The sequence below is a fragment of the Glaciimonas soli genome (assembly GCF_009497155.1).
In the GTDB taxonomy this organism is placed as follows: domain Bacteria; phylum Pseudomonadota; class Gammaproteobacteria; order Burkholderiales; family Burkholderiaceae_D; genus Glaciimonas; species Glaciimonas soli.
In genome coordinates this window covers 997350-1023367 of sequence record NZ_WINI01000001.1, presented here as the reverse complement: position 1 = coordinate 1023367, position 26018 = coordinate 997350, and the positions used below count along the sequence as shown (strand labels likewise).

At 47.8% G+C, this 26018-nt stretch carries 26 protein-coding genes; 9 read left to right on the top strand and 17 right to left on the bottom strand.

Annotated elements, in window-relative coordinates; all coding sequences use genetic code 11:
• Positions 1 to 32 precede the first annotated feature (32 nt).
• Genes GEV47_RS04690 through GEV47_RS04680 form a run of 3 tightly spaced genes read right to left on the bottom strand, consistent with a single transcriptional unit; the run spans position 33 to position 1880 of the window.
• On the bottom strand, positions 33 to 923 hold the full coding sequence (locus GEV47_RS04690) for a PhzF family phenazine biosynthesis protein (protein ID WP_153233505.1): 891 nt from the start codon (positions 921 to 923) through the stop codon (positions 33 to 35).
• Between the two features lie 3 nt (positions 924 to 926).
• Entirely contained in the window at positions 927 to 1316 is a 390-nt protein-coding gene (locus tag GEV47_RS04685; RefSeq protein ID WP_153233504.1) for a VOC family protein, read from the bottom strand.
• Between the two features lie 9 nt (positions 1317 to 1325).
• Complete coding sequence (locus GEV47_RS04680) at positions 1326 to 1880, bottom strand: GNAT family N-acetyltransferase (RefSeq protein WP_153233503.1); 555 nt, start codon at positions 1878 to 1880, stop codon at positions 1326 to 1328.
• Between the two features lie 202 nt (positions 1881 to 2082).
• On the opposite strand from GEV47_RS04680, the gene GEV47_RS04675 reads away from it, so the two are divergent.
• The 5 genes from GEV47_RS04675 to GEV47_RS04655 all read left to right on the top strand — a co-directional run bounded on the left by GEV47_RS04675 (position 2083) and on the right by GEV47_RS04655 (position 6374).
• On the top strand, positions 2083 to 3072 hold the full coding sequence (locus GEV47_RS04675) for a serine/threonine protein kinase (RefSeq protein ID WP_153233502.1): 990 nt from the start codon (positions 2083 to 2085) through the stop codon (positions 3070 to 3072).
• Between the two features lie 23 nt (positions 3073 to 3095).
• A complete protein-coding gene (locus GEV47_RS04670; RefSeq protein ID WP_153233501.1) occupies positions 3096 to 3491 on the top strand; it encodes a hypothetical protein in 396 nt (131 codons plus the stop codon).
• A gap of 179 nt (positions 3492 to 3670) precedes the next feature.
• Positions 3671 to 4363 carry a DUF969 domain-containing protein gene (locus GEV47_RS04665; protein ID WP_153233500.1) on the top strand — a complete coding sequence of 231 codons (693 nt, stop codon included), beginning with the start codon at positions 3671 to 3673 and terminating at the stop codon, positions 4361 to 4363.
• Complete coding sequence (locus GEV47_RS04660; protein ID WP_153233499.1) at positions 4360 to 5328, top strand: DUF979 domain-containing protein; 969 nt, start codon at positions 4360 to 4362, stop codon at positions 5326 to 5328. Before GEV47_RS04665 ends, GEV47_RS04660 begins: the two co-directional genes overlap by 4 nt.
• Positions 5329 to 5342: 14 nt before the next feature.
• Positions 5343 to 6374, top strand: coding sequence for a DUF2891 domain-containing protein (locus tag GEV47_RS04655; RefSeq protein ID WP_153233498.1), 1032 nt, complete (start codon positions 5343 to 5345; stop codon positions 6372 to 6374).
• Positions 6375 to 6607: 233 nt separating this feature from the next.
• Here GEV47_RS04655 and GEV47_RS04650 read toward each other — a convergent pair whose 3' ends face one another.
• From GEV47_RS04650 to GEV47_RS04630, 5 genes are all read right to left on the bottom strand, one after another.
• Positions 6608 to 7387 carry a peptidylprolyl isomerase gene (locus GEV47_RS04650; protein WP_153233497.1) on the bottom strand — a complete coding sequence of 260 codons (780 nt, stop codon included), beginning with the start codon at positions 7385 to 7387 and terminating at the stop codon, positions 6608 to 6610.
• Positions 7388 to 7503: 116 nt separating this feature from the next.
• Positions 7504 to 7800, bottom strand: coding sequence for a BolA family protein (locus GEV47_RS04645; RefSeq protein WP_153233496.1), 297 nt, complete (start codon positions 7798 to 7800; stop codon positions 7504 to 7506).
• Positions 7797 to 8417: a septation protein A gene (locus GEV47_RS04640; RefSeq protein WP_153233495.1), complete on the bottom strand. Its 621-nt coding sequence runs from the start codon at positions 8415 to 8417 to the stop codon at positions 7797 to 7799. Before GEV47_RS04640 ends, GEV47_RS04645 begins: the two co-directional genes overlap by 4 nt.
• A gap of 79 nt (positions 8418 to 8496) precedes the next feature.
• Entirely contained in the window at positions 8497 to 8898 is a 402-nt protein-coding gene (msrB, locus tag GEV47_RS04635; protein ID WP_153233494.1) for a peptide-methionine (R)-S-oxide reductase MsrB, read from the bottom strand.
• 30 nt (positions 8899 to 8928) lie between these two features.
• Positions 8929 to 10443 carry a protein adenylyltransferase SelO gene (locus tag GEV47_RS04630; protein ID WP_153233493.1) on the bottom strand — a complete coding sequence of 505 codons (1515 nt, stop codon included), beginning with the start codon at positions 10441 to 10443 and terminating at the stop codon, positions 8929 to 8931.
• 373 nt (positions 10444 to 10816) lie between these two features.
• Here GEV47_RS04630 and GEV47_RS04625 point away from each other — a divergent pair, with 373 nt between their 5' ends.
• Complete coding sequence (locus tag GEV47_RS04625; RefSeq protein WP_153233492.1) at positions 10817 to 13120, top strand: TonB-dependent receptor; 2304 nt, start codon at positions 10817 to 10819, stop codon at positions 13118 to 13120.
• Between the two features lie 67 nt (positions 13121 to 13187).
• Here GEV47_RS04625 and GEV47_RS04620 read toward each other — a convergent pair whose 3' ends face one another.
• From GEV47_RS04620 to GEV47_RS04600, 5 genes are all read right to left on the bottom strand, one after another.
• Positions 13188 to 14486: a solute carrier family 23 protein gene (locus GEV47_RS04620; protein WP_153233491.1), complete on the bottom strand. Its 1299-nt coding sequence runs from the start codon at positions 14484 to 14486 to the stop codon at positions 13188 to 13190.
• Between the two features lie 126 nt (positions 14487 to 14612).
• The gene (locus GEV47_RS04615) at positions 14613 to 16814 is read right to left on the bottom strand and encodes a mechanosensitive ion channel family protein (protein WP_153233490.1); all 2202 of its coding nucleotides are present in this window, start codon (positions 16812 to 16814) and stop codon (positions 14613 to 14615) included.
• 133 nt (positions 16815 to 16947) lie between these two features.
• The gene (gene panC, locus GEV47_RS04610) at positions 16948 to 17787 is read right to left on the bottom strand and encodes a pantoate--beta-alanine ligase (protein ID WP_153233489.1); all 840 of its coding nucleotides are present in this window, start codon (positions 17785 to 17787) and stop codon (positions 16948 to 16950) included.
• A gap of 82 nt (positions 17788 to 17869) precedes the next feature.
• Positions 17870 to 18721, bottom strand: coding sequence for a segregation and condensation protein A (locus tag GEV47_RS04605; RefSeq protein ID WP_153233488.1), 852 nt, complete (start codon positions 18719 to 18721; stop codon positions 17870 to 17872).
• Between the two features lie 32 nt (positions 18722 to 18753).
• Complete coding sequence (locus tag GEV47_RS04600) at positions 18754 to 18963, bottom strand: DUF3460 family protein (protein ID WP_153233487.1); 210 nt, start codon at positions 18961 to 18963, stop codon at positions 18754 to 18756.
• 138 nt (positions 18964 to 19101) lie between these two features.
• Here GEV47_RS04600 and bamE point away from each other — a divergent pair, with 138 nt between their 5' ends.
• On the top strand, positions 19102 to 19614 hold the full coding sequence (bamE, locus tag GEV47_RS04595; RefSeq protein ID WP_153233486.1) for an outer membrane protein assembly factor BamE domain-containing protein: 513 nt from the start codon (positions 19102 to 19104) through the stop codon (positions 19612 to 19614).
• Positions 19615 to 19695: 81 nt separating this feature from the next.
• Here the strand turns inward: bamE and GEV47_RS04590 are convergent, their stop codons facing one another.
• The 3 genes from GEV47_RS04590 to GEV47_RS04580 all read right to left on the bottom strand — a co-directional run bounded on the left by GEV47_RS04590 (position 19696) and on the right by GEV47_RS04580 (position 21550).
• Positions 19696 to 20124 carry a TOBE domain-containing protein gene (locus tag GEV47_RS04590; RefSeq protein ID WP_153233485.1) on the bottom strand — a complete coding sequence of 143 codons (429 nt, stop codon included), beginning with the start codon at positions 20122 to 20124 and terminating at the stop codon, positions 19696 to 19698.
• Between the two features lie 269 nt (positions 20125 to 20393).
• A complete protein-coding gene (locus tag GEV47_RS04585; RefSeq protein WP_153233484.1) occupies positions 20394 to 20639 on the bottom strand; it encodes a GlsB/YeaQ/YmgE family stress response membrane protein in 246 nt (81 codons plus the stop codon).
• 131 nt (positions 20640 to 20770) lie between these two features.
• Entirely contained in the window at positions 20771 to 21550 is a 780-nt protein-coding gene (locus GEV47_RS04580; RefSeq protein ID WP_153233483.1) for a class I SAM-dependent methyltransferase, read from the bottom strand.
• A 188-nt stretch (positions 21551 to 21738) separates the two neighbouring features.
• Here GEV47_RS04580 and GEV47_RS04575 point away from each other — a divergent pair, with 188 nt between their 5' ends.
• Together GEV47_RS04575 and GEV47_RS04570 are read left to right on the top strand one after the other, a co-directional pair.
• On the top strand, positions 21739 to 23928 hold the full coding sequence (locus GEV47_RS04575; protein ID WP_153233482.1) for a TonB-dependent siderophore receptor: 2190 nt from the start codon (positions 21739 to 21741) through the stop codon (positions 23926 to 23928).
• A gap of 178 nt (positions 23929 to 24106) precedes the next feature.
• The gene (locus tag GEV47_RS04570) at positions 24107 to 25309 is read left to right on the top strand and encodes a PepSY-associated TM helix domain-containing protein (RefSeq protein WP_322741562.1); all 1203 of its coding nucleotides are present in this window, start codon (positions 24107 to 24109) and stop codon (positions 25307 to 25309) included.
• Positions 25310 to 25505: 196 nt separating this feature from the next.
• Here the strand turns inward: GEV47_RS04570 and GEV47_RS04565 are convergent, their stop codons facing one another.
• Positions 25506 to 25985 carry a GNAT family N-acetyltransferase gene (locus GEV47_RS04565; RefSeq protein ID WP_153233480.1) on the bottom strand — a complete coding sequence of 160 codons (480 nt, stop codon included), beginning with the start codon at positions 25983 to 25985 and terminating at the stop codon, positions 25506 to 25508.
• Positions 25986 to 26018: the final 33 nt, after the last annotated feature.

The following is a 26018-nucleotide window of genomic DNA, read 5'->3' as shown; positions in this document are numbered from 1 at the left end:
TTACGCAATGGTAAGCGATTAGCCCAGCGTAGTTATAACTCCATGCTACCGCGTCCCAGCTCATTGACGCGGCCACCAACTTTGATTTGCTGATTTTCAGCAACGTTTAGCAGTAAGCGACAGGGGCGATGAATCGCTGCACCTTGATGGACTTCACATTGTTGCGGAAGTTCTCTGCCAGTGGCAATCATCCAGCCGCCAAGATTGGCACAGGCTGAACCGGTACCCGGATCTTCGCTAGAGACACCGAAAAAGAAACGCGCTTCAACTTGTGTCTGTTGTTGATCAGTGAAGGCGAACAGATAAGCGCTATGGAGGCCTATGTTATTTTTCGGCCAATGCACGAGCAGATTGCTATCGGGTTTGGCGCGTCGGACTGCATCGACAGATTTTAGTGGAATCAGCAATTGTTCTGAGCCAGTATCCAGCCATAACGGCGCACTGAGTAAATCGTCTTCAGTTAAAGCGAACAGCTGCGCGAGTATTGCTGGCGATTGTGTTGGCACATGACTCAATGGACGCGAAGAGGGCGGGGCTGTTAAGGTCCATACATCCTTATCACGTGCATTGCTGCTGACCGATACGATGCCAGCTTTCATTTCCAGTTGCAGATGTTGATTGTGTTTATTTGGATACGCGATAGCCAATAAGTCGCGCACGACATGTGCCGTGCCTAGGGTTGGATGGCCGGCGAATCGCATTTCCGTGGTCGGCGTAAAAATACGCACATGCGCATCGACATCGGCTTGCTCTGACGGGAAAATAAAAGTGGTTTCCGATAGATTAAATTGTCGTGTCAGCGCTTGCATGGTGTCATCGCTCAGGCCGCGCGCATCTTCGAATACACATAAAGGATTGCCGCTGAAAGTGGCTGCTGAAGTTTCGGCGAAAACATTGAGAATGCGGAAGTGATAACGTCTCATAGATCAGATCGCTTCAGGAGCAAAATTGAGTTCAACGCCATTACCCGCGGGATCTTTAAAAAAGATCTGCACCGGTTCTACTGGCGTATGCACCGCGACTTTGTATTTGACTTGCCGCTTGCTTAAGCGTGCTTCCATATCCGCTTGATTGATGCAGCTAAATGCGATGTGATCAAACGTAGTGGCGACATCGGTGTGTCTGACATCGTCGGGTTTGGCTACACTCAAATGCAAGACAGGATGTCCGCCGGCATACAACCAGAAACCGTAGCTGTTGAATGGCGGGCGCTCACCGACTTCAAGACCGACCACGTCGCAATAGAAGTCTTTAAGTTGCTCCATCAACTCGCGCGGTGCACGTAAATTGTAGTGATTGAGTCCTGTGGCTGGCAAAATATTCTCCTATTGTTGCTTGGGATTGACTAGCGCATTGAGCACCATATCTTCCCATTTCCCATTAATTTTCAAATAGCTTTTGGCATAACCTTCGCGTTCAAAGCCGATTTTCTTCAGTAGCTTTTCACTGCGCAGATTCGACGGCTGGTGATTGGCCATGATGCGATGCAGGCCAACTTCATCGAACATATACTGTATGCCAGCCTCGACTATCTCCTGCATGAAGCCTTGTCCTTCATGCGACTTGGCAACGCCGTATCCCAAGTGACACGCTAAAAATGCACCTTTGATAATGTTAGTGAAACTGCAGGTCGCCATCATTTTTTGCGTGACTGGATCGATGGCCGAAAAATAAACGGTGCTGCCATCTAAGGCGGCTTGATGCATTTTTTCTGTGCGTTCTTGCATTGCAGGCAACGTATAAAAATCTTCACTTTGCGCCGGGCCCCATGGTGATAAATGGGCTTTGTTTTCTATTTCAAAAGCGAGGCGCATCGATGCTTCATTTGACGTCAGTATTTTGAGTATGGTGCGTTTGGTTGTGATGATGGGTAAGGTCATTTTTTTGATTGTTGAGTACTTAAGTAATACTAAATTATCATGTCGAAAATGACCTCGTCATTCCCGCGAACGCGGGAATCCATGTTACGCAACTTGGATCCCCGCGTTCGCGAGGATGACGGTAGTATTTTTGAAATCGATTATTTGGTATTACTTATAAGAGATGACTGTCATTTTGACATAGGCGCTTACAATAGCGTTCATGAATACATCATCCCCCATCAGTTTTTCCGCTCTTAGCCCCGATATGGTTTTGGATGCGCTCGACAGCATAGGCTTGTATGGCGATGGCCGTTTGCTGGCGCTCAATAGTTATGAAAATCGTGTCTATCAGATTGGGATGGAAGAAGGACCGTTGCTGGTCGCTAAATTTTATCGGCCACTGCGCTGGAGTGATGCGGCAATTCTGGAAGAGCATGGTTTTGTGCAGGAATTGGTTGAACGCGAAATCCCGGTGGTGGCAGCAACGACGATTAATGGCAAGACTTTGCATCAATTTAATGGCTTCAGATTTGCCGTATTTCCCCGTCATGGCGGCCGTTCGCCAGAGTTAGAAGACCCTGCGACGCTGGAGTGGCTAGGTCGCTTTATGGGCAGGATTCATGCGGTCGGTGGCCTGGCAACGTACCAACATCGGCCCACGCTGGATATCACGACGTTCGGGATTGAGCCTAATCATTTTGTTTTAAACAACGGTTTTATTCCCGACGATCTGCTTGAGGCGTATCGCAGCACCGTAGCGCAGGCACTGGAAGGTGTGCGACATTGTTTTGAGCGTGCTGGCGAATTCACAACGATACGTTTGCATGGCGATTGTCACGCCAGTAATGTACTGTGGACTGATGCCGGCCCGCACTTTGTTGATTTCGATGATAGTCGCATGGGTCCGGCGGTGCAGGACCTGTGGATGCTGTTATCTGGCGAGCGGCAGGACAGGGTGCGTCAGTTAGGTGATTTACTGGCTGGCTACGAAGATTTTTGTGACTTCAATTCGCATGAATTGCATTTAATTGAAGCTTTGCGCACTTTGCGCCTGATCCATTATTCCGCATGGATTGCACGACGCTGGGATGATCCCGCATTTCCGGTGGCTTTCCCTTGGTTCAATACCCAGCGCTATTGGCAGGATAGGGTATTGGAGCTGCGTGAGCAGATTGCGTTGATGAGTGAGCCACCGTTGTGGCCAGCCTGAGTGCAAGACGTAGAGGATTATCCATGCGCAAGCAATATCATTTTCGCCCTTCAGAGGCAGGATTAAGGGCTTGGGATGTGCATAAGTTGCTTGCCTTGTCGGCCGACTTGCCCATCTTTAGCGTGCCGTTAAACCAGATACGAGAACTGGATCAGAATTATTGGTTTGCTTATGCTGAGGTGCCCACTTGCCGTGCGATCGTTGAACACATGCGACTGATGCAGGAAACGGACCTGCGCTACCCCATTATTTTGTCAGCCGATGGCGGTGTGATGGATGGGATGCACCGCGCCGCGAAGGCGTTGTTGTACGGGCACGTTTCCATCATGGCTGTCCAGTTTACAACCGATCCTGAACCAGATTTCATTGGTATAGCACCTGACGAGCTTCCATACGATCAGGTTGTCGATGAGTGGTAGATTGTCACAGATTGCCGTTTTGTCCGCGCAGCATCATTATTGCCAGTAAGCGACCGTTCACCAAAAATTCCTAATCTATTTTCAAATAATGGTAAATTATCGATAATTTATAAGTTAATTACCTGTATTTCGTTTTTAATTGCATAAATAAAATAAATTGATAACAAAGGAGGCGGCATATGTGGGTTCTGCTTGGGGTGTTGATCGTCGTGATCGGCTTTGCGTTACGTTTTAATCCGCTGCTGGTGGTGACGGTGGCGGGTGTCGTGACGGGGTTGATTGGCGGCATGGATATTGTTGGCGTGATTGCTGCGATAGGCAAAGCTTTTGGTGATAGTCGTTATATGGCGCTGGTGTTTCTGGCGATTCCAGTCATTGCGGTACTAGAACGCGGTGGTTTGAAAGAACGCGCGACAGAACTGATTGCTAGCGTGAAGGCTGCGACAACTGGTCGTGTCCTGTTGCTATATTTCGCAATACGTCAAATTACTGCGGCCTTGGGTTTGGTGTCGTTAGGCGGTCATGCGCAGATGGTGCGGCCACTGATCGCGCCAATGGCAGAAGCGGCGGCAGAAACGCGTTATGGAGAAATCACTGACGATACGCGGCAACTGATTCGTGCGCATGCTGCGGGAGCGGATAACATCGGCGTATTTTTTGGTGAAGATATTTTTATCGCGATTCAATCGATTTTGTTGATTAAAGGATTTTTGGAGCAAAACGGCGTCATCGTTGAACCTCTCCATTTGTCGATGTGGGCGATTCCGACCGCCATTTGCGCTTTGCTCATCCATGGTTTCCGCCTCTGGCTACTGGATCGAAAACTCACCAAAATGAATCTGCATGTCAGCACAGGAGGTAGTGCACGATGATTAAGCTCGAATATCTCTATATTCTGACCGGCATAGTCTTTGCCACTTACGCATTGATCAATCTGTTCGATAAAACGAATCCCAAGCGCATCAAAAACTTTTTGTTTTGGGGCGTGTACGCGGTGACGCTCATGTTTGGCTCGCTGATTCCTTCATTTTTGATGGGCTGTCTGGCGATTTCGCTGGCGCTACTGGCCGGTTTTGGTGGTTTGGGCAAGGGCACCAAAGATCACGCGCCATCCCTGGAAGCGCGTAAAGCGAGCTCTGCAAAGTTCGGTAATAAACTGTTCATCCCTGCGTTATTGATTCCGTTACTGACTTTGCTCGGGACCATCTTTGCCAAGTACATTGTGATAGGCGGCGCGCCGTTAATGACAGCTGGAAAAGAGACGTTAATTTCGCTCGGGGTTGCCGTCACTGTCGCCATGATCGTTGCTCTGATTATGTTGCGAGAAAAGCCGTTGGCAGCGATGCACGGTGCACGTAACACGATGGACGCAGTCAGTTGGGCTGCGGTGCTGCCACAAATGCTGGCAGCGCTTGGTGTCCTGTTTGCCACGGCCGGGGTCGGCACAGTGGTGGCTGATTTGGTTACGCAGTGGATTCCGATGGATTCGAAATTTGCGATTGTTGCGGCATATGCCATTGGCATGGCGCTGTTCACGATGATCATGGGGAACGCGTTTGCAGCTTTCCCTGTGATGACGGCCGGGATAGGATTGCCGCTCATCGTTCATCAATTTGGCGGTAACCCTGCGATCATGGCTGCAATCGGTATGCTGAGCGGTTTCTGCGGGACCTTGATGACACCGATGGCGGCTAATTTCAATATTGTCCCGGCAGCATTGCTTGAATTAAAAGACAAAAATGGGGTGATCAAAGCACAGATACCGACGGCGCTGATTTTGTTGGTCGCCAATATCTTGCTGATGTATTTCCTGGTTTTTAATGTCAAATTCCATTGATTGTGAGCCAACTTATGACATACACAGAAAAAAGCGCCAAGAACACACTTACCCCAGTATTTGCATCGAAATATGCGCAACTGGTGCTAGGTCATTCGACGCAGGAATATCCTAATCACATCATGCATGTTCTGAATCATGCTGACGACGCACAAACGCCGCGCGTTTTACATCCGATTTTTTATGGCAGTTATGACTGGCATTCCTGCATACATGGATATTGGTTATTGACGCGATTGTTATCGCGCTTTGCAGATTTGCCGGAAAAAGAGGCGATACATACACTGTTTAACACGCAGCTGACCGCAGATAATGTCAACGGTGAAATTGCGTATCTGAACGCGCCGGGTCGTCGTTTGTTTTCGCGCCCTTATGGCTGGGGCTGGCTGCTGGCACTGCAAACGGAATTGTTGCGTCTGGATACCGACGATGGCCGTCGCTGGTCGGCGACCATGCAACCGCTGGCCGATGTGATCGTTGAGCGGTTTATGGAGTTTTTACCTAAAGCGACTTATCCAGTCCGTGTTGGCACCCATTTCAATACTGCGTTTGCTTTATCGATGGCATTGAAATACGCACGTGAAACAAACCATGCCGAGTTGGAAAAACTATGTTGTACCGCTGCTAAACGTTGGCATCTTGACGATGCCGGTTGTCAAGCCTGGGAGCCTAGTGGCGATGAATTTTTATCGCCAGCTTTGATCGTCGCGGAGTTAATGCAACTGGTTTTACCAGCAGCAGAGTTCAATACCTGGTTTACCCGGTTTTTGCCGAATCTGGAGCAGCAGCAACCGGCGACTTTGTTTAATCCAGCGATCGTAACCGATCATAGCGACGGGAAAATCGCGCATTTAAACGGGCTGAATTTAAGTCGTGCCTGGTGTCAGCGTTCGATAGCGCGTGCATTGCCAAGCGGTGATGCCAGAGTGGCGGTGTTATTGGCCGCAGCGGATCATCATTTAGATACTGCGCTGGGTTATGTTGTCGGGGATTATATGGGAGAGCATTGGTTGGGCACGTTTGCCGTGTTGGCGTTGGAAGCTTAGTTTTTGAGAATGCTCAGTTTGTAAGTGGTCCTGAGTAATAAATTAAAAAAATCCGTCATTCCCGCGAACGCGGGAATCCATGCTAAACGCAAGATGGATCCCCGCGTTCGCGGGGATGACGGAAATTTCAGGGATGTAATCTTTACCAAATTAACTGTGCTACCTCACGTACACGTATCAGCATCCCCCATAAAAAAAGCGCTCCGAAGAGCGCTTTTTTTATCATTACATGATTACTGTACTTTAGCGGAAGCACGCAGAGTTTGCTCGTATGCTTGCAATTTCTTCTGTTGCAACGCTTCAGTGATTTGTGGTTTTACTTCAGCCAATGTTGGGATTTTCGCTGGGCGAACTTCCAACATTTTGATTACGTGCCAGCCGAATTGTGTTTTAACTGGAACATCAGTAACTTGACCTGGTTTCAGTGCTTTCAAAGCTGCGCCGAATTCAGGAACGAATGAAGATGGATTTGCCCAACCCAAATCGCCGCCTTTATCTGCTGAACCTGGATCTTTGGATTGTTTAGCCAAATCTTCAAATTTTTTGCCAGCTTTTAACTGAGCAATAATATCTTTTGCGCTTTGCTCGCTATCAACCAAGATATGCTGTGCGTGGTATTCCTTGTCGCCGGCAGCTGCTTTGAATTTGTTGTATTCAGCAGTTACGTCAGCATCACTAACCGGGTTCTTTTTGATGTAGTTAGCAGCCAATGCACGGATCAAAATTGACTGGCGAGCGATCGCTAATTGACCTTTAACATCAGTGTTGTTAGCCAAGCCTTGTTTTTCAGCTTCCTGCACCATTACTTCACGATTGATCAACTCTTCGTTAACCATTTTGCGCAATTCTGGCGTTTCTTTTTGACCGTTTTGTGCAGTCATTTGCTGAATCATCATGTCAGCTTGTGAAGAAGGGATCGCTTTACCGTTAACAACTGCAACGTTTTGAGCGAAAGCAGGAATTGCAGCAGCTGCGAACAGAACTACTAACAAGTGAGCTGGTTTGAAAGTCATATGTGGTCCCAAATAATAATAATAAAAAGTGAGTTGTAAATAGTAAAATGGATTGATGCCAAGAACTACGTTTGTAATTAAATCTTACATTTTTGTACAGTTTGTTAACGACAGTTTTACTCTTTATCTACATCAGGCATTTCCGACGGTGCTAATGCTGTGATCGCCAGCGCATGAATATCAATTTTCATCATGTCATCCAAACAATCATACACCAGCCGATGCCGATTTAAACGATTTTCACCGTCAAAAACTGCAGAAACAATCTTCAGTCGATAATGGCCGCCACCAGAGGCTGCGCCTGCATGTCCGGCATGCAGTGCCGACTCATCCTGCAACTGACATTCGAGCGGTGAAAAAGTTGCAACTAATTTTGCACGAATGATATCTATCCGTTTATTTGAATCCGTCATTCCGGTTCCTTTAAATATTTGGCTAAGCATAAACTCTGGCCGATAACAAATGCAAACATTAAGCCGGTGCCACCAAATAATTTAAAGTTAACCCAGGCATTGGTTGAGAAGTTGAACGCCACATATAAATTAATCAACCCCATCGCAATAAAGAACGCAATCCATGCGAAGCCAACCTTATTCCAGATCGGTTCAGGCAAGGTCATTTGTTTTTCCATCATGGTACGGATCAGATTTTTACCCATGGCAACCTGACTGACTAACAATGCAGCCGCAAAACACCAATAAAGCACGGTCGGTTTCCATTTGATAAAGGTTTCGTTATGGAAGTAGATTGTCGCACCGCCAAACACCGTAATGATTGCCAGCGAAATCCAGAGCATAGCGTCGACTTTTTTACGGCGCGCCAGCAGGTAACCGATTTGGCATAACGTGGCCACGATGGCGACAGCTGTGGCAAGAATAATAGGTGCCTGGGCAGCTGTAACGACGCCGCCAGATACTAAGCCGGATAAATATTGCGATACCAGTGTTTGTGCCGCATCAGTATGACCTTCCCCCCATTTGAAAATACCAAAGAAAAGGATGACGGGAAAAAGATCGAACAGAAATTTCATTAGGACGGCTTTCTTTTACAGTGAATGTATTAGTTTAGTACAAGAGTGAGATAAAACAAGTAAGCACAGTTAAGGTGCGTTATTTGGCCGGGTCGAATCGTAATGATGCCGAATTAATACAATAACGCAGTCCGGTCGGCGGCGGTCCATCGGGGAAAACGTGGCCCAAGTGTGCATCACACACATTGCAAATAATTTCTGTGCGTGTCATGCCATGCGTTCGATCAATTAATTCTTTCACATTTTCAGGATTAAGCGCCTTGAAATAGCTAGGCCACCCACAGCCAGAATCGAATTTTGCATCTGAAGCAAACAATGGAGTATTGCAGCAAACGCAGGTATAAATCCCATCTTCATGGTGATCCCAGAAGCGTCCTGTAAAAGCGCGTTCGGTGGCCGCGTGACGGGTAACTTCATATTCGAGTTTATCTAATTCAGCGCGCCATTCGGCATCGGTTTTAACCACTTTTGTGTGTGACATAGTGTCTCTCTCTAATATGATATCGACCCATCATGAAGAACAACTTACTTCAAGCCCATTTGCCCAATCAGGCGGTAAGGCAGCATATTGTGCATGTTCCGGCTGTTCGTCAAATGGCTTTTCAAGTATCCGCAATAATTTGTGAACCTCGGAATAGTCTTTATTTTGTGCTTTTTCGATGGCAACTTGCGCTAAATAGTTGCGCAGTACATATTTTGGGTTGGTTGCGTGCATCGCAAGGCGGCGTTGAGTATCCTGGCTATTTTCGGTTTGCAGGCGTGCCCGGTACATATTTGCCCAGGCATCGAAACTTGCTCTATCTATAAACAAATCCCGCACGGCGTTATTTGTGGCGGTGTCGTTTAGCTGGAAATCCCCTAATTGTCTAAAAAACAGCGTGAAATCAACATGATCTTTTTGCATTAATCCAAACATTGCATCGAACAATTTATCGTCATCCGTCTGGTATGTTTGTAGACCCAATTTAGCATGTAACAGTTCATCTAATTTTTTTGCATACTCTGCCTGATAATCTTTTAATGCATCTTGTGTTTCCTCAACGCTACCGATGAGTGGCAGCAATGCCTGGCCCAAGGCATAACAATTCCAGTGGCCAATTTGTGGCTGCATATTGTAAGCGTAGCGACCTTGATTATCACTGTGATTACAGATGTGACGCGGATCATATGCCTCCATGAAACCGAAGGGGCCGTAATCCAGTGTTAATCCCAGAATCGACATATTGTCGGTATTCATCACGCCATGCATGAAGCCAACCGCTTGCCATTGCGCCATCAAATGTGCGGTGCGGCGGGTGACTTCAGCTAAAAATGCGTGATAGCGATTTTCGGCATCTTCTAATTCCGGGTAAAACGTTGTGATCACATAATCAGCCAACGTTTTCAATGCATCTTGCTGACCGTTATAAAACCAATGTTCGAACGAGCCGAAGCGTACAAAACTCGGCGCCATGCGGGTTACTACCGCGGTTGTTTCCGGCGTCTCGCGCATCACATATTGATTTGAGCCGGTGACGCACAAAGCACGCGAAGTTGGAATGCCAAGTGCAAACATCGCTTCCGAACAAAGATACTCACGTATGGATGAACGTAGCACCGCACGCCCATCACCCATGCGCGAGTAGGGTGTCGCGCCAGCACCTTTGAGTTGTAATTCGATTCGACCAGTACTGTTGATCGTCGCCACATCGCCCAACAAAATAGCTCTGCCATCACCAAGTTGCCCCGCCCATTGTCCAAATTGATGGCCCGAGTAAACCGCCGCCAGCGGCTGCGACCCAGGCAGCACACGATTGCCCGTGAACGCCGCAACATAGTCTTCAGATGAAAATGCTGCAGCATCTAGCCCGATTAACTGTGCCGCCGAAGTGCTGACATCGATTAAATACGGCGCAGTCAACGACGTCGGCATCAAGTTTGTGTAAAACGCAGGCGGTAACGCGGCGAAAGAGTTGCTGATCGATAGGGCGGACAGTTCGTTTAACAACGGCGCAGGTTCAAGAGGTGATGTTGCTATGTCGGGCATGGAATTCCTTGATGAGGTTTCTTGACGACGAATACTTCGGTCATCCTCAATTTTGACAGATAGTTGGGAAATGCGAGGGCATAAGGTCAATCTTCCGACGTATTCGGGTGCGCAGTTTTATGAGAGTTGTACGCCGAAACGATAAGTTTCTTACTGTTGTTTTATGGAAACAATGTCATGGAGCAGTCATATCCTCTCACTATGATTGCCGCCGAGTAAGTAGGGCATCACGTTGTTAACGTGGTGCCCTGTTTATTTTGTATAGGACTTACACAAAATCGCCCCAGCCTGCCAGCTTGCCGTTTATCCACGGCCGGCACCGGCACTCCTTGTCGGGACACTTTTGTGTGAGTCCTAATCTATTTAGTACGCAATGACCACCCAGGAGAAAGAATTGAATCATTCGCAGTTTGCATTGACAGCCTGTTCGAAACAGGTTGCATTGGCGTTGACTTTCATGACCGTAGCGATGACCAGCAATCTCGCTTTAGCCCAGGCAGTGTCCGGAACGAATGTTGCAGAGGCCGCTAGCCCTGCAGCAGACCTTACGCCTGTCGCCGCAACGATTACCGTCACAGGACAAGCCGATAAAAGAGGGAAGCCAGAAACCGTCGCACCAACCCAAAGTTCGTTAGACGCCAAGCAACCACAAAGCATTATCAAAAGCGATTTCATCGAAAATGTCGTGACACCGGTTTCTGGCTTGGATGGCATTGTGGCGATTGCACCTAGCGTAACGATACAAACTGCTGGCGGTATCGGGATTAGTGAAGCCAAAAATATTCAAGTGCGCGGTTTTCAGGATGGCCAATTCAATATTACTTATGACGGCATCCCATTCGGCGACAGTAACGACAATTCACACCATTTAAACTCCTATTTCCCTGCTTCAAATATCGGTACAGTGATCGTTGATCGTGGTCCAGGCACCGCCGCGACGATAGGTAATGCAACTTTTGGCGGCACGATTGCGATGCAGTCTAAAGATATGCCAGATCAAATGATTTTCTCGCCTTACACGACTTTTGCTAGCTGGAATACGCATTTGTTTGGTGCGCAGTTGAGCACAGGCCCAATGAAAGACGTGGGTGACATGAGCATACTGATGAGCGTACAGAATTTGCGCTCGGACGGCGCATTGACTAATGCAACAAGTGATCAAAGTAACGGATTTTTGAAATTACAAAAAGCGCTGGGCGATCATACCGTCCTGACTTTCCTCTCGTCATATACTGATTTGACCTATGCCGTTCCAGGCGGCGCAACGGCGGCGCAGGTAGCGCAATATGGTAAGAGTTATGGTCTGACGAACGATCCGACCAAGTCGAGTAATGCTGCGTACAACACACAGCATCACATGACGGACTTGGAATATCTCGGTCTGACATCGGAGTTTGGTAACTGGAAAATTGATAATAAGCTGTACACCTATGCTTATGACAATACTGGTCCAACTGGTGCAGATTTGACTGATACCAAACCACTTGGCGTAAAAGGTCTGGGCGCACATGACGTGTTTGGTACTACCAAAGAAAATCAATATCGCGCAGTAGGCGACACATTCCAGGCTGCTTATGACACGACTGCCGGCACTTTCATCACCGGTATCTGGTTACAACAAAATAACAGCAAGCGCTGGCAATACAATATCGACTTCACTGAGAATACCGGTTATTGCGCAGTGGGAAAAACCAACGTCAAAGGCGTGTGCTACAACTATTTCATGCATTACACCGACAACACGGTTCAACCGTTTGCCGAGTTTGAATGGAAGCCGATTGCCAATTTGACCGTGACCCCCGGTTTTAAATACACCAGCATTGATCGCAATATCAATGAAGAGGTTGATCCAAATACTGGCAAACCGTTCAGCAACGATTTGAGTTATCACGCGCCATTGCCGTTCATTGACGTGAATTACAAATTGACGCCGGTGCAAAGTGTATATTTCCAGGCTGCTAAAGGCTACATGGCACCAATTATCGACACCACTTATGGCGCGACGACATTGTCAGGTAATCTGAAACCACAGACCACGAATAACTATCAAATTGGTTCGGTGTTAAAAACTGATCATCTGGTAATGGATGTGGATGCGTACTACATTGCTTTCCAAAACTATATTCAAGCAACGCCAGATCCTACTGATCCAAACAATACTTTATATTACAACGCTGGTGGCGTGACATATAAAGGTTTGGAAGGCTCATTAACTTACGGTTTGGGTTATGGTGTTTCGTTGTACACCAACGGCTCTTTGAATTCTGCGCTGTATGATGACAATACACCTATCACTGGTGGCAAAAAAGTTCCTAATGCCCCAGAATCGACTGCGGCACTTGGCGTACTTTACGCCGCGGGGAATTGGCATGCTTCTTTGATTGGCAAATACATCGGTACGCAATATCGGAATTCGGCCGCCAAAGATGCTGCTACGGGCATCAACTATGCAGAAGGAGCGAAATTGGGTGGTTATACTGTAACGAACTTTGCACTGGACTACGTGATACCAAAAGCAATCTCTGGTTTTGCTTCCGCCAAATTGCAATTTGGTATCAATAACATTACCGACAATCAGGCAGTGACGGATATCAAATTGAACAAGACACCGGCTTTGACTACCTATAGCTTCGTGGCACCGCGCAATTACTTCACTAGTTTGACTTTGGGTTTTTAAGTAAATGTAGTTGAGTGTTTGATGTAAAAAAAATGCGACCATCCGGTCGCATTTTTTTGTGCATTTTTTATCGTTTCTTCAAGCTTAACAATGCATGCAAAATAATTGCCCCGAAGGTTGCAGTTCCAATTCCGCCTAGCGAAAACCCACCCAGTTTCAACGTAAAATCTCCTGCACCTAATATCAGCGTGACGGCTGCAACAATCAAATTTCGATTGTTGGAAAAGTCGACTTTGTTTTCCACCCAAATTCGGGCACCTGCAACGGCAATTAAACCAAATACGACGATGGATACGCCACCTAAAACGGGGCCGGGAATGGTTTGAATAATGGCGCCAAACTTTGGGGAAAATCCTAATAAAATCGCAATCAATGCAGCAACGACAAACACCAGCGTCGAATAAATTTTCGTGACAGCCATTACACCAATGTTTTCCGCATAAGTGGTTACGCCAGTGCCACCGACACTACCCGAAACGATGGTAGCCAAACCATCGCCGACGAAAGCGCGACCCATATACTTATCCAGATTCTGGCCGGTCATGGCGCTGACAGCTTTGATATGTCCAAGATTTTCAGCGACTAAAATAATCGCAATTGGCATCAGCAATGTCATTGCCTCCAGTTTGAATACAGGTGTAGTGAAATGAGGAATGCCGAACCAGGCCGCGTGTGCAACAATGCCAAAATCAATTGGCTTACCCAGACCAGCACCGTTAGTTAATAGGGCATACACAATATAAGCCAGTAACAGACCGACTAAAATCAACAGTCGTTGCAGCATCCCACGTGCAAATACGGCAACCAGGCCGACGCACACTACCGTGCCAAGTGCCATCCATGCATCGAAGTTATTACCGGTCACGCCCTTGACCGCAATCGGTGCCAGATTTAAACCGATTACTGCAACTACGGCACCGGTGACGACTGGTGGCATCAATTTTTCTATCCAGTTTGTGCCGATCGCCATGACCAGAAAGCCTATCAAGGTATAGACCACACCACAGGCGACAATCCCACCCAGTGCAACACCCAGATTCGTATTTAATCCGCTGCCGCTATAACCGCTGACGGCAATCACCAAACCGATGAAAGCAAAACTGGAACCGAGATAACTCGGCACACGGCCACCGACTAGCACGAAGAACAGCAAGGTGCCAATACCGGACATCAGGATCGCCAGATTAGGGTCGAATCCCATTAACAATGGTGCCAACACAGTGGAACCAAACATCGCCACCACATGCTGTACGCCCATAGCAATGGTTTGCGGCCAAGGCAGGCGTTCGTCGGTGGAGATGATTTGTGCCTGACCGTTTTCTACGGCCTTATGTTCACGCCATTTTGGGAAATAAGAATTTGCCATACGACTCCTCTGATTATGTTTTTACGGGAATTTCAGCTTAGTAAGCCCGTATAACTGTTTATACGTCGTTACACCCGACTAGTCGTACATTCGTACTGTCTGCGTCGGGGTGCCTAGTCTAAACAGTTATACGGTCTTACTTACTGCGGGAAAATTTTCCCATGCCGTCGCTAAATGTACCGTCGTTGAAGCATCTATTTTGTTTTTGATACGCCGATTAAAGGCGCGTACAACTTCGCTTTGCGTTTGTGGATTGGTACGGAATCCGGCAATCAGATTAATGCCATTCAGTTCAAAACCATTTACGCCATAAACTTCAATAGGGTTTTGCAAAATCTGCTTCAAACGCCGGTCTTTCAACATTTCTGCGCCGGTTTCTTGCATCAGTTTCAAGGCATCGTCGATACTGGAGGCCAGTGTCACTTGCAATTTGAGCGTGGCATAAGTGTATCCACGCGAATCATTTCTGATTGCCACGATTTGAGAAAATGGCACACTATGCACGGAACCATTACTGTCGCGTAAGCGTACTGTGCGGATCGATAAATGTTCAACCGTACCGGCATGTGAATTACCCAGATCGACCCAATCACCAACGGACATGGAATCTTCGATCAGGATAAAAATCCCGGTGATCACATCCTTGATCAGTGATTGAGAACCAAAACCAACCGCAATCCCAACTACGCCAGCCGACGCTAGTAGCGGGGTGACATTGATGCCGAGATTGGCCAGCGTGGTGATGACGGTTACCGTTAAAATAGTCAGCATCGCCGCATTTCGCAACAACGGCAAAATGGTACGCATGCGGGTGCTGGCGCGACGACCACGGCGACTGCTGCGGCTAGGTGAAATGGCCTCCTGAATTGCAGTGTCTAAGATTATCCAGACCAACCAGGCGACGATCAACGTAAGACTTATTTTACTGAGCGCCTTTAGTGCTAACTGTCCAAGCGCCGTCGTCGTCGCAACCTCCAATAATGAATGACTCCATATTCGGGTTAGCAACTCCAAAAAGCCGATGATCAAGGCAGCTTGCAACAAGCTAAATGCAGCTTTAAGGATACGCTCGATGTAAGGTGATGGCCTGCGTTTTGCACGTAATGGTGCGAGTTTGCGTGTGACGATGCGTTGTATCAATGCTCTGACGAAAAATAACGCTATGAGTAAAGCCACGCTACTAAGGGCATGATTGAGCGCATCACTACTTTTATCCAAACCGATCAGCGTAGCAAAACTGACGCCCGCAGCCAAAATCAGCACCGGCCAATGCCAGAGTGATGCAACGATTTCCAACGTTTCAATTCTGGCTCTATGGTTTTGGCGAATTTCCAAAGCGCGATTGGCAATCAATTGCCCCACCGGACGCTGAAAACGGATCGCAAATACGCAGCACAGTATGACCGCGGTCAGATTTGCCAAAGTTGCCACTACACTCGATAAGGCAGAACCAATAATGGGGGATAGTTTTGAATTGTTTATTCCATCGCCCAAGAAGCCGGCACAGCCAATCGCGTACAGTAATTTCCAGCCATGTTGATGAATAATGTTAATGGCGACGTTGCGATGTCCGGTATGTGAAAGCGAAAAAATGATGGCGCAAATCGCACGGAATAAGCGCGCGCCGATGAGTGAGTACAGCAGCACTACCGCGAGTACGCGTCCCAGCGACAGCGGCTGGCTTAAGACAACAGTAATGACGACCAGCAATGCCAACAACGATGGCACCATTCTATTTAAAATATAAATGAATAATTCTTTGGCACTGGGATCTTTGGACAATTCCAGGTGCATTTGGAAATGTGAGCGAACGCGCTTGCCGATGTACTGAACAATCACTAAAACGATGCCAAATAAAATCAGCATCTCGACAAAATGGAGTAACACCCTTAGCGGCGTATCGTTATCCTGGCGAGAGATTAGTGTGGATAAGTCTGCCCATGCAGAACCAAACTGTTGCGACCAGTATTTTTGTGGTGCAACGACTTGACTGTAATGGGATTGAGCCGAATCAAGGCTATTGGAGATTAAACCGATTAAGCCTTTATTAGCCGGATTTGTTGTTGTGTTGTTAGTTGCAGCGGGTTGTGTTGCCTTTTGTAAGGAAGCGCCCAATGCACTGGTAGACGGATTGCTTTTTAAGGTTTGTTCCAGGGTGGAGAGCACAGAGCTGGAAGGGGGCGCAGCTGGTGTTGTCGTGCTGCCGCCTCCAGTTGCCCCTGTCGCATACGCGACTGGTGCATGTGCGAGTAGCAATACACACGCAACCAGGCAGATGAATGCACAGGAAAAAAAGCGGGCAAAAGTGTCAGATAGCAGAGACTTCATAGTGGCTAATAAGCAGCGTAAAAGAAGCGATGTTACCTTAGAACCCAGTCAGAAATTTTTAGCAACTTCCTTACTTCGGTAGAGGCAGAAATAGGGTAGGGCCGGAAAACGCTACGTTTTTCCGACCTGCATATTAAATTTCTAAATTATCAATCAGGCGTGTTTCGCCCAATTTGGCTGCTGTCAGTACCACCAGAGGTTCACCTTCGGCTAATTCTGCCGCAGAGGGTGTTTGCAAATTACTGCGCTTGCGCACGGAAATGTAATCCGGCTTCCATCCGCGTGTGCGTAGTTCTGCCATCGCTTGCTGTTCAAGGCTGTCGATCTGCAATTGCCCGCCACGCACTTCTTGCGCTACCTGATTCAAGGTTTTGAACAAAGTTGGTGCTTCGCCGCGTTCGTCAGTGGATAAATACATATTGCGCGAAGAAAGTGCCAATCCATCTTCAGCCCGGAAAGTTTCAGCGGCGACGATGGTAGTGGGCAACGCGAATTGCTTGGACATATTACGAACGATCATCAATTGTTGATAATCTTTTTTACCAAACACGGCGACGCTAGGTTGAACGCATGAAAACAGTTTTAATACCACCGTAGTGACACCGGCAAAGAAACCGGGACGGAATTCGCCTTCCAGCGTATTACCCAGATCATCCGGTGGGCGAACACGGAATTCTTGTGGTTCTGGATAGAGGTCTTTTTCGGTCGGCGCAAACAATACGTAAACACCTTCTTTTTCCAGCTTTTCAACGTCGCTGGCAAAAGTGCGTGGATATTTGTCGAAATCTTCGTTAGGGCCAAACTGCAAGCGGTTGACAAAAATGGAGGCAACCACGGGATCACCATGTCTTTTCGCCAGGCGCATTAATGACAGGTGGCCTTCATGTAAATTACCCATGGTTGGTACAAATGCGGTGCGTAATTGACCGCGCAATTGGTCGCGTAACTCGTCGATGGAGGAAATTATTTTCATTGTGAATGATGTGTGGCTGGTAGTGCAAAAGACTCAGTATATAAACTGAGTAGGCTATAAAAGAAAGTGTCGTCGCTTACCATCAGGTCGGTGAATAAGCCAGACGCACATAAATTGGCGCAAACGGTTCTGCCTGTGTGATTTCGATCAGCGTTTCTTTCGCCAATTCCAACAAGGCGATGAAATTGACCACCAGCACCGGCACGCCGCGTGAAGGATCAAACATATCGGCAAATTCAACAAATTTAGCTGATTGCAGGCGTCGTAAAATGCTGGTCATATGCTCGCGCACGGATAATTCTTCGCGCGAGATGGTGTGATGTTGCGTCAACTTGGCACGTCGAAAAACGTCAGCCCAAGCCGATTGCAAATCAACGACGTTGACATCCGGCCAGCGCGTGACGACGGTCTGATCGATGTAAATCTGGGTGCGGACAAAATCGCGGCCAAGTTGTGGCAGTTCATTGATTTCACGCGCTGCCAGCTTCATTTGTTCGTATTCCAACAAACGACGCACAAGTTCCGCACGTGGATCTTCTGCTTCTTCGGTGTCGGTTTTTCTGCTAGGCAGCAGCATGCGCGATTTGATTTCTATGAGCATTGCCGCCATCAATAAATATTCGGCAGCCAGCTCCAGATTCGAAAGACGAACCTGATCAACGTATTCCAGATATTGCCGTGTTACCTGCGCCATCGGGATGTCGAGAATATTGAAATTCTGCTTACGAATTAAATACAGCAACAGATCAAGCGGGCCTTCAAACGCTTCCAAAAATACTTCCAGCGCATCCGGCGGAATATATAAATCATTCGGCATACGAAACAACGGTTCGCCGTACAAACGTGCAAAAGCCACGCCGTCAATCATATTAGGCGTGCTATCAGGTTGTCCTGCGATAGTAATTTCGGCTGCGTCGGACGGTGTATGCGTCATAGCTGATTGACGTTAGAAGCGCTGAAAAAGTGTCAGTGTTCGTTCTGGTACACGTAAGGCTGCTGCGGCACTTTAGATTCTTGGGTACGCAGTTGGCTATCCAGATCGATCGGCGTTTTATCCCACAACAATGCACGTCCGGCTAATTGCTCCGCTTCCAACTGCGGGTTTTTTTGTTTCAGTTCGGCGATGAATTTGGTAATCTCGGATTCGTATCCGTTAATTTGCTTGGAGAGTGCCATAGTGGTGTGTTTTTAATAACGTTTGATGTTGCGATGGAATGTAGACGCTATTTTAAGTCATTTCCAAGCGGATTGAGTTGTTTATGCAGTGCCAAGATTTTATGCAAGCCCTATTAATTTCTTTACCGTGGAGAGCCTATGAAGTCGTGGATACGTACTATTCTTATTCTGGCAGTTCCTTTTCTTATAGCGGCATGTGATCAAAATGGAAACCTCATGAGAGATTATGGTTTGGAAAAATTGAGCAAGGGCGTTTCAACAGAGGCTGACGTACTACAAACCATGGGACAGCCGGACACAGTTTGGGAGGAAGATGACGGTGAACGGACGTTGGAGTATCCGAAAGGACCGATGGGTACGACAACATGGTTTGTCTTTATCGGTGCCGATGGCAAGTTCCGCGATTATAAGCAGGTGCTGACCGAGGCAAATTTCGCGAATATTAAAGTCGGCATGACACAAGATCGTGTCCGTAAAATTCTCGGCAAACAACGCACGGTAGTGCAATTCAAGCGTAAAAATGAAGAAGTCTGGGATTGGCGTTATATTTCTGCCGATACGTCACAACGGTTTTTTAACGTTCATTTCGATATTACCAGCGGGCTGGTGACAGGAACTTCTTCTAGTGATGCGTTTGTAGGAGGGCGTTAAATCGCAATTGGCGTAGTTTTAATGGACGAAAAAAAACCGCATGAATGCGGTTTTTTTCCATTGCCGATTGCAGTATTTTAATTAAACATTCACGCCAACGATGACGCTGGAGGCCTTAAATGCTGCCGTCGCCGCTTTACCAGGAGCCAGCCCCAGCGTTTGCACGCTACTGTTTGTGACGATAGCGGTAACGATAGCGCCACTGCCCAGTTTGAGAGCGACTTCAGAGTTGACTGCGCCATGAATGACATCTTGCACAGTACCGGACAATTGGTTGCGTGCCGACAGGCGAACGCCAGCATTATCAGTTAACAGAACGACCCAAGACGCCTTGATCAAAGCAAACGCATCAGAGCCAACCTTAAGGTTTAGCGACTCGATGCTGTTATGCGTTAGCGTGGCAACGACTTTTTGGCCGTCGGCCAGACCAATTTCAATTTCATCGTTTACCGCACCACGTTGAATGGCAGTTACTTTTCCGCTTAATTGATTACGTGCGCTAGTAAGCATAACTATTCCTTTAGTTGTTATTGGTTCGCAAATTCTCTGCATTCTTGCGACTGCGTACGGCCGCATTTTTTTTCGATCAGAGTCCCTATCCTCTCAAGCAATGACAGCCTTAGTCAATGCCTTAGTAGACATACTGATTATAGTGCTCTGAAAACAGATTACTAGTGCCGAAAAACAGGTTTAGCTGAACCATACGGTCACCAGTTCCGTGGCGAAAAAAAACCGCATGAATGCGGTTTTTTAAAACTTCGATGACCATCAGTCTGTCTTCAGGCGCGTTTGATCAGTCGCAATATGAACAGCAAGATAATTGCGCCGACAGTGGCTGTAATTATAGAAGCTATCCAACCACCACCGACATTGATGCCTAGTAATCCGGCCAGCCAACCGCCGATGAAAGCACCGACGACACCGACGATGATGTCAACTAATACGCCAAAGCCACCGCCTTTGACCACGACGCCAGCTAACCATCCTGCAATCGCGCCAATTATCAACCAAGCAATAAAACCCATGGGATTTCCTTTCAAAATTGATGAGGATCTAGACTACGTGCCAAGAGTAGCGTAAACAGTATCAACGCTAGCGGTTATTTTTGCGAAAAAACGAAAACTCCTTCAAAAAGCAAATCTAATGGGCATCGCGGTTATTGCATTTCTTTGACTGTAAAAAAAGCGGCGGTTTCATAAGGAACGGTTACTACTTCCTTGCCGTTGAGTGACGGTTCCGCAGCTATCAAGGCGTAAATCTGTTCATCGATTCTGGTTCGCTCTTCGGGCGCCAACGCGGCGACAAAGCTGGTTGATCGGACACGGTTGAGTATCACGTCTTCGGGGGTGCCGGTGTGCCCTTGAGAAAAATGTTGCTCGTGTAGCGGTCCAAAGCCCTGAAATGGGAATGCTTTGCGCCATGCCCCTGTGTAGTAACGCGGCGTGTCAGCTTCAAGTCGATTGACGATCTGGTCAAGTTTGGCTACCCACCCAATTCGCGCATCACGCAAATTCCAGACCAGTCCGAGTTTTCCTCCCGGTTTCAATACGCGATAGATTTCTGCTAGCGCTGTTTTGGTGGCAAACCAATGGAAAGCTTGCGCACATACGACGGCGTCGACTGACGCATCTGGTAGTGGGATAGCCTCTGCCGTGCCGGCAAGTGCCTCCACTTGTGGTAATGCATGGGCAAGTTTGTTACGCATCTGTTCTACCGGCTCGACCGCAATGACGCGTGCTCCGGTCGCTACCAACAGGGGAGTGAACTTTCCTGTGCCGGCACCAAGATCAAGAATGATGGCGTCTGAGGTAATTGCTAGTGCATTGCGTAACCAATCTGCGATCTCAGGTGGATAGTCAGGCCGACCGCGAACATAGTTATCGGCAGCGCCAACATAACCTGCGGCGGCTGCATGATGGATGATGTCTTTGCTCATCTTTGCTTTCCTTTGTCGTTAGCTTTATCACTACTTTCTGCTTGTTTGCTATTCAAACGTTTTGTTCTAAACAGGTAATTTACCTCGTTGCTGAAAAGCGGGTTGCTGTAAGAGCGTCAAGAATTTATTGTAAATAATAATGATTCGCATTACTATTATCTTTTGTTCTTTCAAGCTATAAATATTACATGCCGAAACATAAGCGAACTCACGCTCTCAAGCCGTTATCTTCTGCCATCCCGAGCCCAACATCTCAAACGCCCACTCTCATCAGTCTGACGCTGGCACTGTCTGCTAGCTTGCCTGGTATGGTGCAGGCACAGCAAGTAGCTGTTGCCGATAGTGAGCCGGCAGTTCAGCAGGTGATTGTAAAGGCTAAAGTAAAACAATATCCAACTGAACAAAGCGGTAGCTACACCGTGCGCAAGAGCGGTTCGGCGATCGGCCTTGATCTGACATTGCGGGAAACGCCGCAATCGGTGTCGGTAGTGACACGTGCCAAGATGGATGATTTTCAGCTTGATAACGTCAATCAAGTGCTGGCTGGAACGACTGGCGTAACCGTAGAAAAAGTGGAAAGCGACCGGACTTATTACACCGCGCGTGGTTTTGATATCACCAATTTCCAGTTCGACGGCGTCGGCGCGCCACTTGTTTTCGGCAACCAAAACGGCGATGTTGATACGGCAATCTATGACCGCCTCGAAGTGGTGCGCGGTGCCAATGGTTTGTTATCTTCGACTGGTAATCCGTCGGCCACAGTGAATTTTGTGCGCAAACGCCCAACGGATGATTTTCAGGCTTCGGCGGGCCTCAGCTACGGGTCGTGGAATACGCGTCGGGTCGATGCAGATATTTCTAGCCCGTTGAATGATGCAGGCACATTGGCCGGGCGTTTCGTCGTGGCGAAGCAAGACGGCAATTCTTATCTGGATCGGTATCAGCCAAGTAAAAACATATTTTATGGTGTGATTCAAGCCAATCTGACGGATGACACTTTGCTGACTTTGGGGCATAGCTATCAGAAAAACGATTCAACAGGTGCTATGTGGGGAGCGTTGCCGCTTTATTACAGTAATGGTGCGCCGACCAATTACGGCAGAGACACCAGCACCTCGGCCAACTGGTCTTACTGGAATTCAGAAGAGCAGCGTACTTTCCTCGAGCTAAAGCAACGCTTGAATAATGACTGGGAATGGAAAACCACGCTCACTTATAACAAGCTGCTGACCGATGGCAGATTATTTTATGTTTACGGCACGCCCGATCAGGCAACTGGCACTGGCTTGTATAGTTACCCATCGTTGTACAGCTCGGATAACAAGCAGACTTTGTTGGACAGTTCCATGACTGGCAAATATACCCTCGGCGGTCGTCAGCATGACCTCACTTTCGGCGTCAATTTTTCACGTTCCACGCTTGACGATATTTCACACTATGGTCAAGGCATAGGTACACCACTGACGGAAGATGAGGCCTTCAATGGCAATTATCCTATGCCAGCTTTTGATGCATCAACCGATGGCAGTTCATACATCGACCGCCGCAAAAGTGCGTACGGTGCGACTCGCCTCAATCTGGCAGATGATTTGAAATTGCTGGTCGGTGCCAACTATACCAATGCGACGTCAAGTGGCATCGATTATGGCGTTAACCATAAGAGCGACAACAGTGCTGTCACGCCGTATGCCGGATTAGTTTACGACTTGAATCAGAATATTTCTGCCTATACCAGTTACACCAAAATTTTTAACCCGCAATATCAGGTCGATATCAACAATGTGACTCTAAATCCACTCGAAGGAAAAAGTTATGAGCTGGGTTTGAAAGGCGAATTCTTTGCGCGCAAATTGAACGCTTCTGCCGCTATTTTTAGAGTAGAGCAGCAAAATGCGGCAGAGCAGGCCGGGATAAGTACCGTCACTGGCCAAGCCTACTACCGTGGGATAGATGCGCATTCGGAAGGGATCGAGTTTGACCTTTCTGGTCAACTGACGCAGGGCTGGCAGGCTAGCCTTGGTTATACAGCGATGACAATCAAGGATCAGGATGGCAATAACGCCAGAACCTATGTGCCGAAACAGTTGTTGCGCATGGCGACCACTTACCAAATTCCACAGCTGCAGCAATTAAAAATCGGTGCCAGTCTTAACTGGCAGGGCGAGACTAGCTATGTTCAGACGCCAACCGTTACCACTGTGCAGGGAAGCTATGCGTTGCTGAATCTGATGGCGCATTACGACATTAACAAGCAGGTAAGCGTGAGTCTCAATCTGAACAATGTCACCAATAAAAAATACATCTCTAGTTTGTACTGGTCGCAAGCGTATTACGGTCCGCCTATGAATGGCAGCGTTGCGGTGAATTGGAAGTATTAACTTAGTTCTTAAGTGATCCAACGTAATCAATTTTAAAAATCCGTCCTTCCCGCGTTCGCGGGGACGACGCAGATTGGATCGAGGTAATTTTTATTAAACTGACTACGCTGCCTTACTTAGTTATTAAATGAAGCAACAAAATTAAGCAGAAAATTAAGTAGAAAAGCGCACTATGACTATCCGTCCATTATTCGTCCTCATGCATCGCTGGATTGGTTTGAGCGTTGCGGTGTTTTTGTTTATCGCGGGGGCGACTGGTGCTGTCATCTCTTGGGATCATGAGTTAGACGCCTGGCTCAATCCGAAGTTATTTGATGCACGTAGCGCTGAGCAGTCAGCGCAAGGTAAGCCACTACCTGGCCTGGAGTTAGGCAATCTGGTCGAGGCGCAGGACAAGCGCATGCGCGTCACTTATGTGCTGACGGAGAGCGAGCCGGGGCATACCAGTTCCATGATGGTAGAAGGGCGCATTAATCCAGAGACTAAACAGCCTTACGATCTTGGTTTTAACCAGATCGCGGTTGATCCTGTCACTGGCGAAATCCAGGGTAAGCGCATGTGGGGTGCGATTTCATTAAGCCGTGAAAATCTGCTGCCGTTCCTGTACAAGCTGCATTACACCATGCACCTGCCAGAGGTAGGCGGCATCGAACTTGGCGTCTGGTTGATGGGAATAATTGGCATCGTCTGGGTGTTGGATTGTTTTATTGCGCTCTGGTTATCGTTTCCAAACTGGCGTAGCTGGCGCAAGTCGTTTGCCTTCCGTTGGAGGCAAGGCGGCTATAAACTCAATTTTGATTTGCACCGTTCTGGCGGCACCTGGTTATGGGGTTTTATGTTGCTGTTGGCGGTGACATCGGTGTCGATGAATCTTGCTCCGCAAGTGATGCAGCCTCTCATCAAAACTGTTTCTAGCTTGTCGCTAACCGCCTTCGACACGCGTACGCCAAAAGCACCGGCGCAAGCGACCGATGCAAAAATTAGCCGTGAACAGGTGGTGGCATTGGCCGAGAAAGAAGCATTGAAGCATGGCTGGACTTTACCCGTCGGCGGGGTGTTTTATTCGTCTGCGTTTGATTTATACGGCGTTGGTTTTTTTGAGGCCGGTAACGATCACGGGGACTTTGGACTAGGCAATACCTGGCTGTATTTCGATTCCACAGATGGTCATGCTGCAGGCGGAAAAATTCCCGGTACAGGCAGCGCCGGCGATCTGTTCATGCAAGCGCAGTTCCCATTGCATTCAGGACGCATACTCGGCTTGGCTGGACGCGTGATGATTTCATTGCTGGGTGCAGTGGTAGCGATGCTTAGTGTGACAGGTGTAGTGATCTGGGCACGCAAACGGCGTAGTCGGAAGATGGCGATTGCTGCCAGATAATAAGTAATCTAAAGAGGGTTTATTTCTGCTTAGTGTTAATCCTAAATAAACTCATGTAATCGCTTGTAAAAAAATCACGTCATCCTCGCGAACGCGGGAATCCATGTTGCGTAACTTGGATCCCCGCGTTCGCGAGGATGACGGCGGTATTTTTTGAAATCGATTATTTGATATTACTTACAACGGGTTACTTAAACTAGCGTTTCAACCACCGCCGCATCATCATCGGCGGTGTCGACGCAGAAAAGGCATGGCTGTATTCCAGTTCTGGGGCTATTTCAAATTCATAGGCGGCATACAGATCCAATAAACGCGGCTGGTCGGCGCGTACAGCCAGCCTTAATTCACTGATATTTGCTGCTTGCGCATGATGAATCACCGCTTCCAGCAAGTGCTGCGACAGTGACGCACCACGATGATCCAGCAAGACACCCATTCGTAAAATTTCCCACACTTCGGCTTCCGTGTCAGACGGTAACCAACGCACTGAACCAGCAATTTTGTCATCGACCGAAAGTAGAAAAGCACCGCCGCGTTGCAAATCTTGCTCGACTCGGGCGACACTTTCGTGATGTCCGCTGGAATTCGATGCAACGCGTTCAGACCAGCAAAGACGCGTCATTTCTGCAATCAATGACGCATCTTCTATGCTGGCTTCACGGATCAGGATACGCATTCGTAGTTTCTCGTCGTTCGCCGGTAGTGTGGA

Coding starts and splice junctions, on each gene's coding strand:
- GEV47_RS04600 (WP_153233487.1), bottom strand. CDS start 18,963: ATGGCACTCTCCAAGCAAATTAACGGATACGAATCCGAGATTACCAAA.
- GEV47_RS04625 (WP_153233492.1), top strand. CDS start 10,817: ATGACCACCCAGGAGAAAGAATTGAATCATTCGCAGTTTGCATTGACA.
- panC (WP_153233489.1), bottom strand. CDS start 17,787: ATGAAAATAATTTCCTCCATCGACGAGTTACGCGACCAATTGCGCGGT.
- GEV47_RS04690 (WP_153233505.1), bottom strand. CDS start 923: ATGAGACGTTATCACTTCCGCATTCTCAATGTTTTCGCCGAAACTTCA.
- GEV47_RS04650 (WP_153233497.1), bottom strand. CDS start 7,387: ATGACTTTCAAACCAGCTCACTTGTTAGTAGTTCTGTTCGCAGCTGCT.
- GEV47_RS04590 (WP_153233485.1), bottom strand. CDS start 20,124: ATGCTTACTAGCGCACGTAATCAATTAAGCGGAAAAGTAACTGCCATT.
- msrB (WP_153233494.1), bottom strand. CDS start 8,898: ATGTCACACACAAAAGTGGTTAAAACCGATGCCGAATGGCGCGCTGAA.
- GEV47_RS04665 (WP_153233500.1), top strand. CDS start 3,671: ATGTGGGTTCTGCTTGGGGTGTTGATCGTCGTGATCGGCTTTGCGTTA.
- GEV47_RS04585 (WP_153233484.1), bottom strand. CDS start 20,639: ATGGGTTTTATTGCTTGGTTGATAATTGGCGCGATTGCAGGATGGTTA.
- GEV47_RS04620 (WP_153233491.1), bottom strand. CDS start 14,486: ATGGCAAATTCTTATTTCCCAAAATGGCGTGAACATAAGGCCGTAGAA.
- GEV47_RS04670 (WP_153233501.1), top strand. CDS start 3,096: ATGCGCAAGCAATATCATTTTCGCCCTTCAGAGGCAGGATTAAGGGCT.
- GEV47_RS04575 (WP_153233482.1), top strand. CDS start 21,739: ATGCCGAAACATAAGCGAACTCACGCTCTCAAGCCGTTATCTTCTGCC.
- GEV47_RS04640 (WP_153233495.1), bottom strand. CDS start 8,417: ATGAAATTTCTGTTCGATCTTTTTCCCGTCATCCTTTTCTTTGGTATT.
- GEV47_RS04630 (WP_153233493.1), bottom strand. CDS start 10,443: ATGCCCGACATAGCAACATCACCTCTTGAACCTGCGCCGTTGTTAAAC.
- GEV47_RS04645 (WP_153233496.1), bottom strand. CDS start 7,800: ATGACGGATTCAAATAAACGGATAGATATCATTCGTGCAAAATTAGTT.
- bamE (WP_153233486.1), top strand. CDS start 19,102: ATGAAGTCGTGGATACGTACTATTCTTATTCTGGCAGTTCCTTTTCTT.
- GEV47_RS04615 (WP_153233490.1), bottom strand. CDS start 16,814: ATGAAGTCTCTGCTATCTGACACTTTTGCCCGCTTTTTTTCCTGTGCA.
- GEV47_RS04565 (WP_153233480.1), bottom strand. CDS start 25,985: ATGCGTATCCTGATCCGTGAAGCCAGCATAGAAGATGCGTCATTGATT.
- GEV47_RS04655 (WP_153233498.1), top strand. CDS start 5,343: ATGACATACACAGAAAAAAGCGCCAAGAACACACTTACCCCAGTATTT.
- GEV47_RS04660 (WP_153233499.1), top strand. CDS start 4,360: ATGATTAAGCTCGAATATCTCTATATTCTGACCGGCATAGTCTTTGCC.
- GEV47_RS04605 (WP_153233488.1), bottom strand. CDS start 18,721: ATGACGCATACACCGTCCGACGCAGCCGAAATTACTATCGCAGGACAA.
- GEV47_RS04680 (WP_153233503.1), bottom strand. CDS start 1,880: ATGACCTTACCCATCATCACAACCAAACGCACCATACTCAAAATACTG.
- GEV47_RS04580 (WP_153233483.1), bottom strand. CDS start 21,550: ATGAGCAAAGACATCATCCATCATGCAGCCGCCGCAGGTTATGTTGGC.
- GEV47_RS04675 (WP_153233502.1), top strand. CDS start 2,083: ATGAATACATCATCCCCCATCAGTTTTTCCGCTCTTAGCCCCGATATG.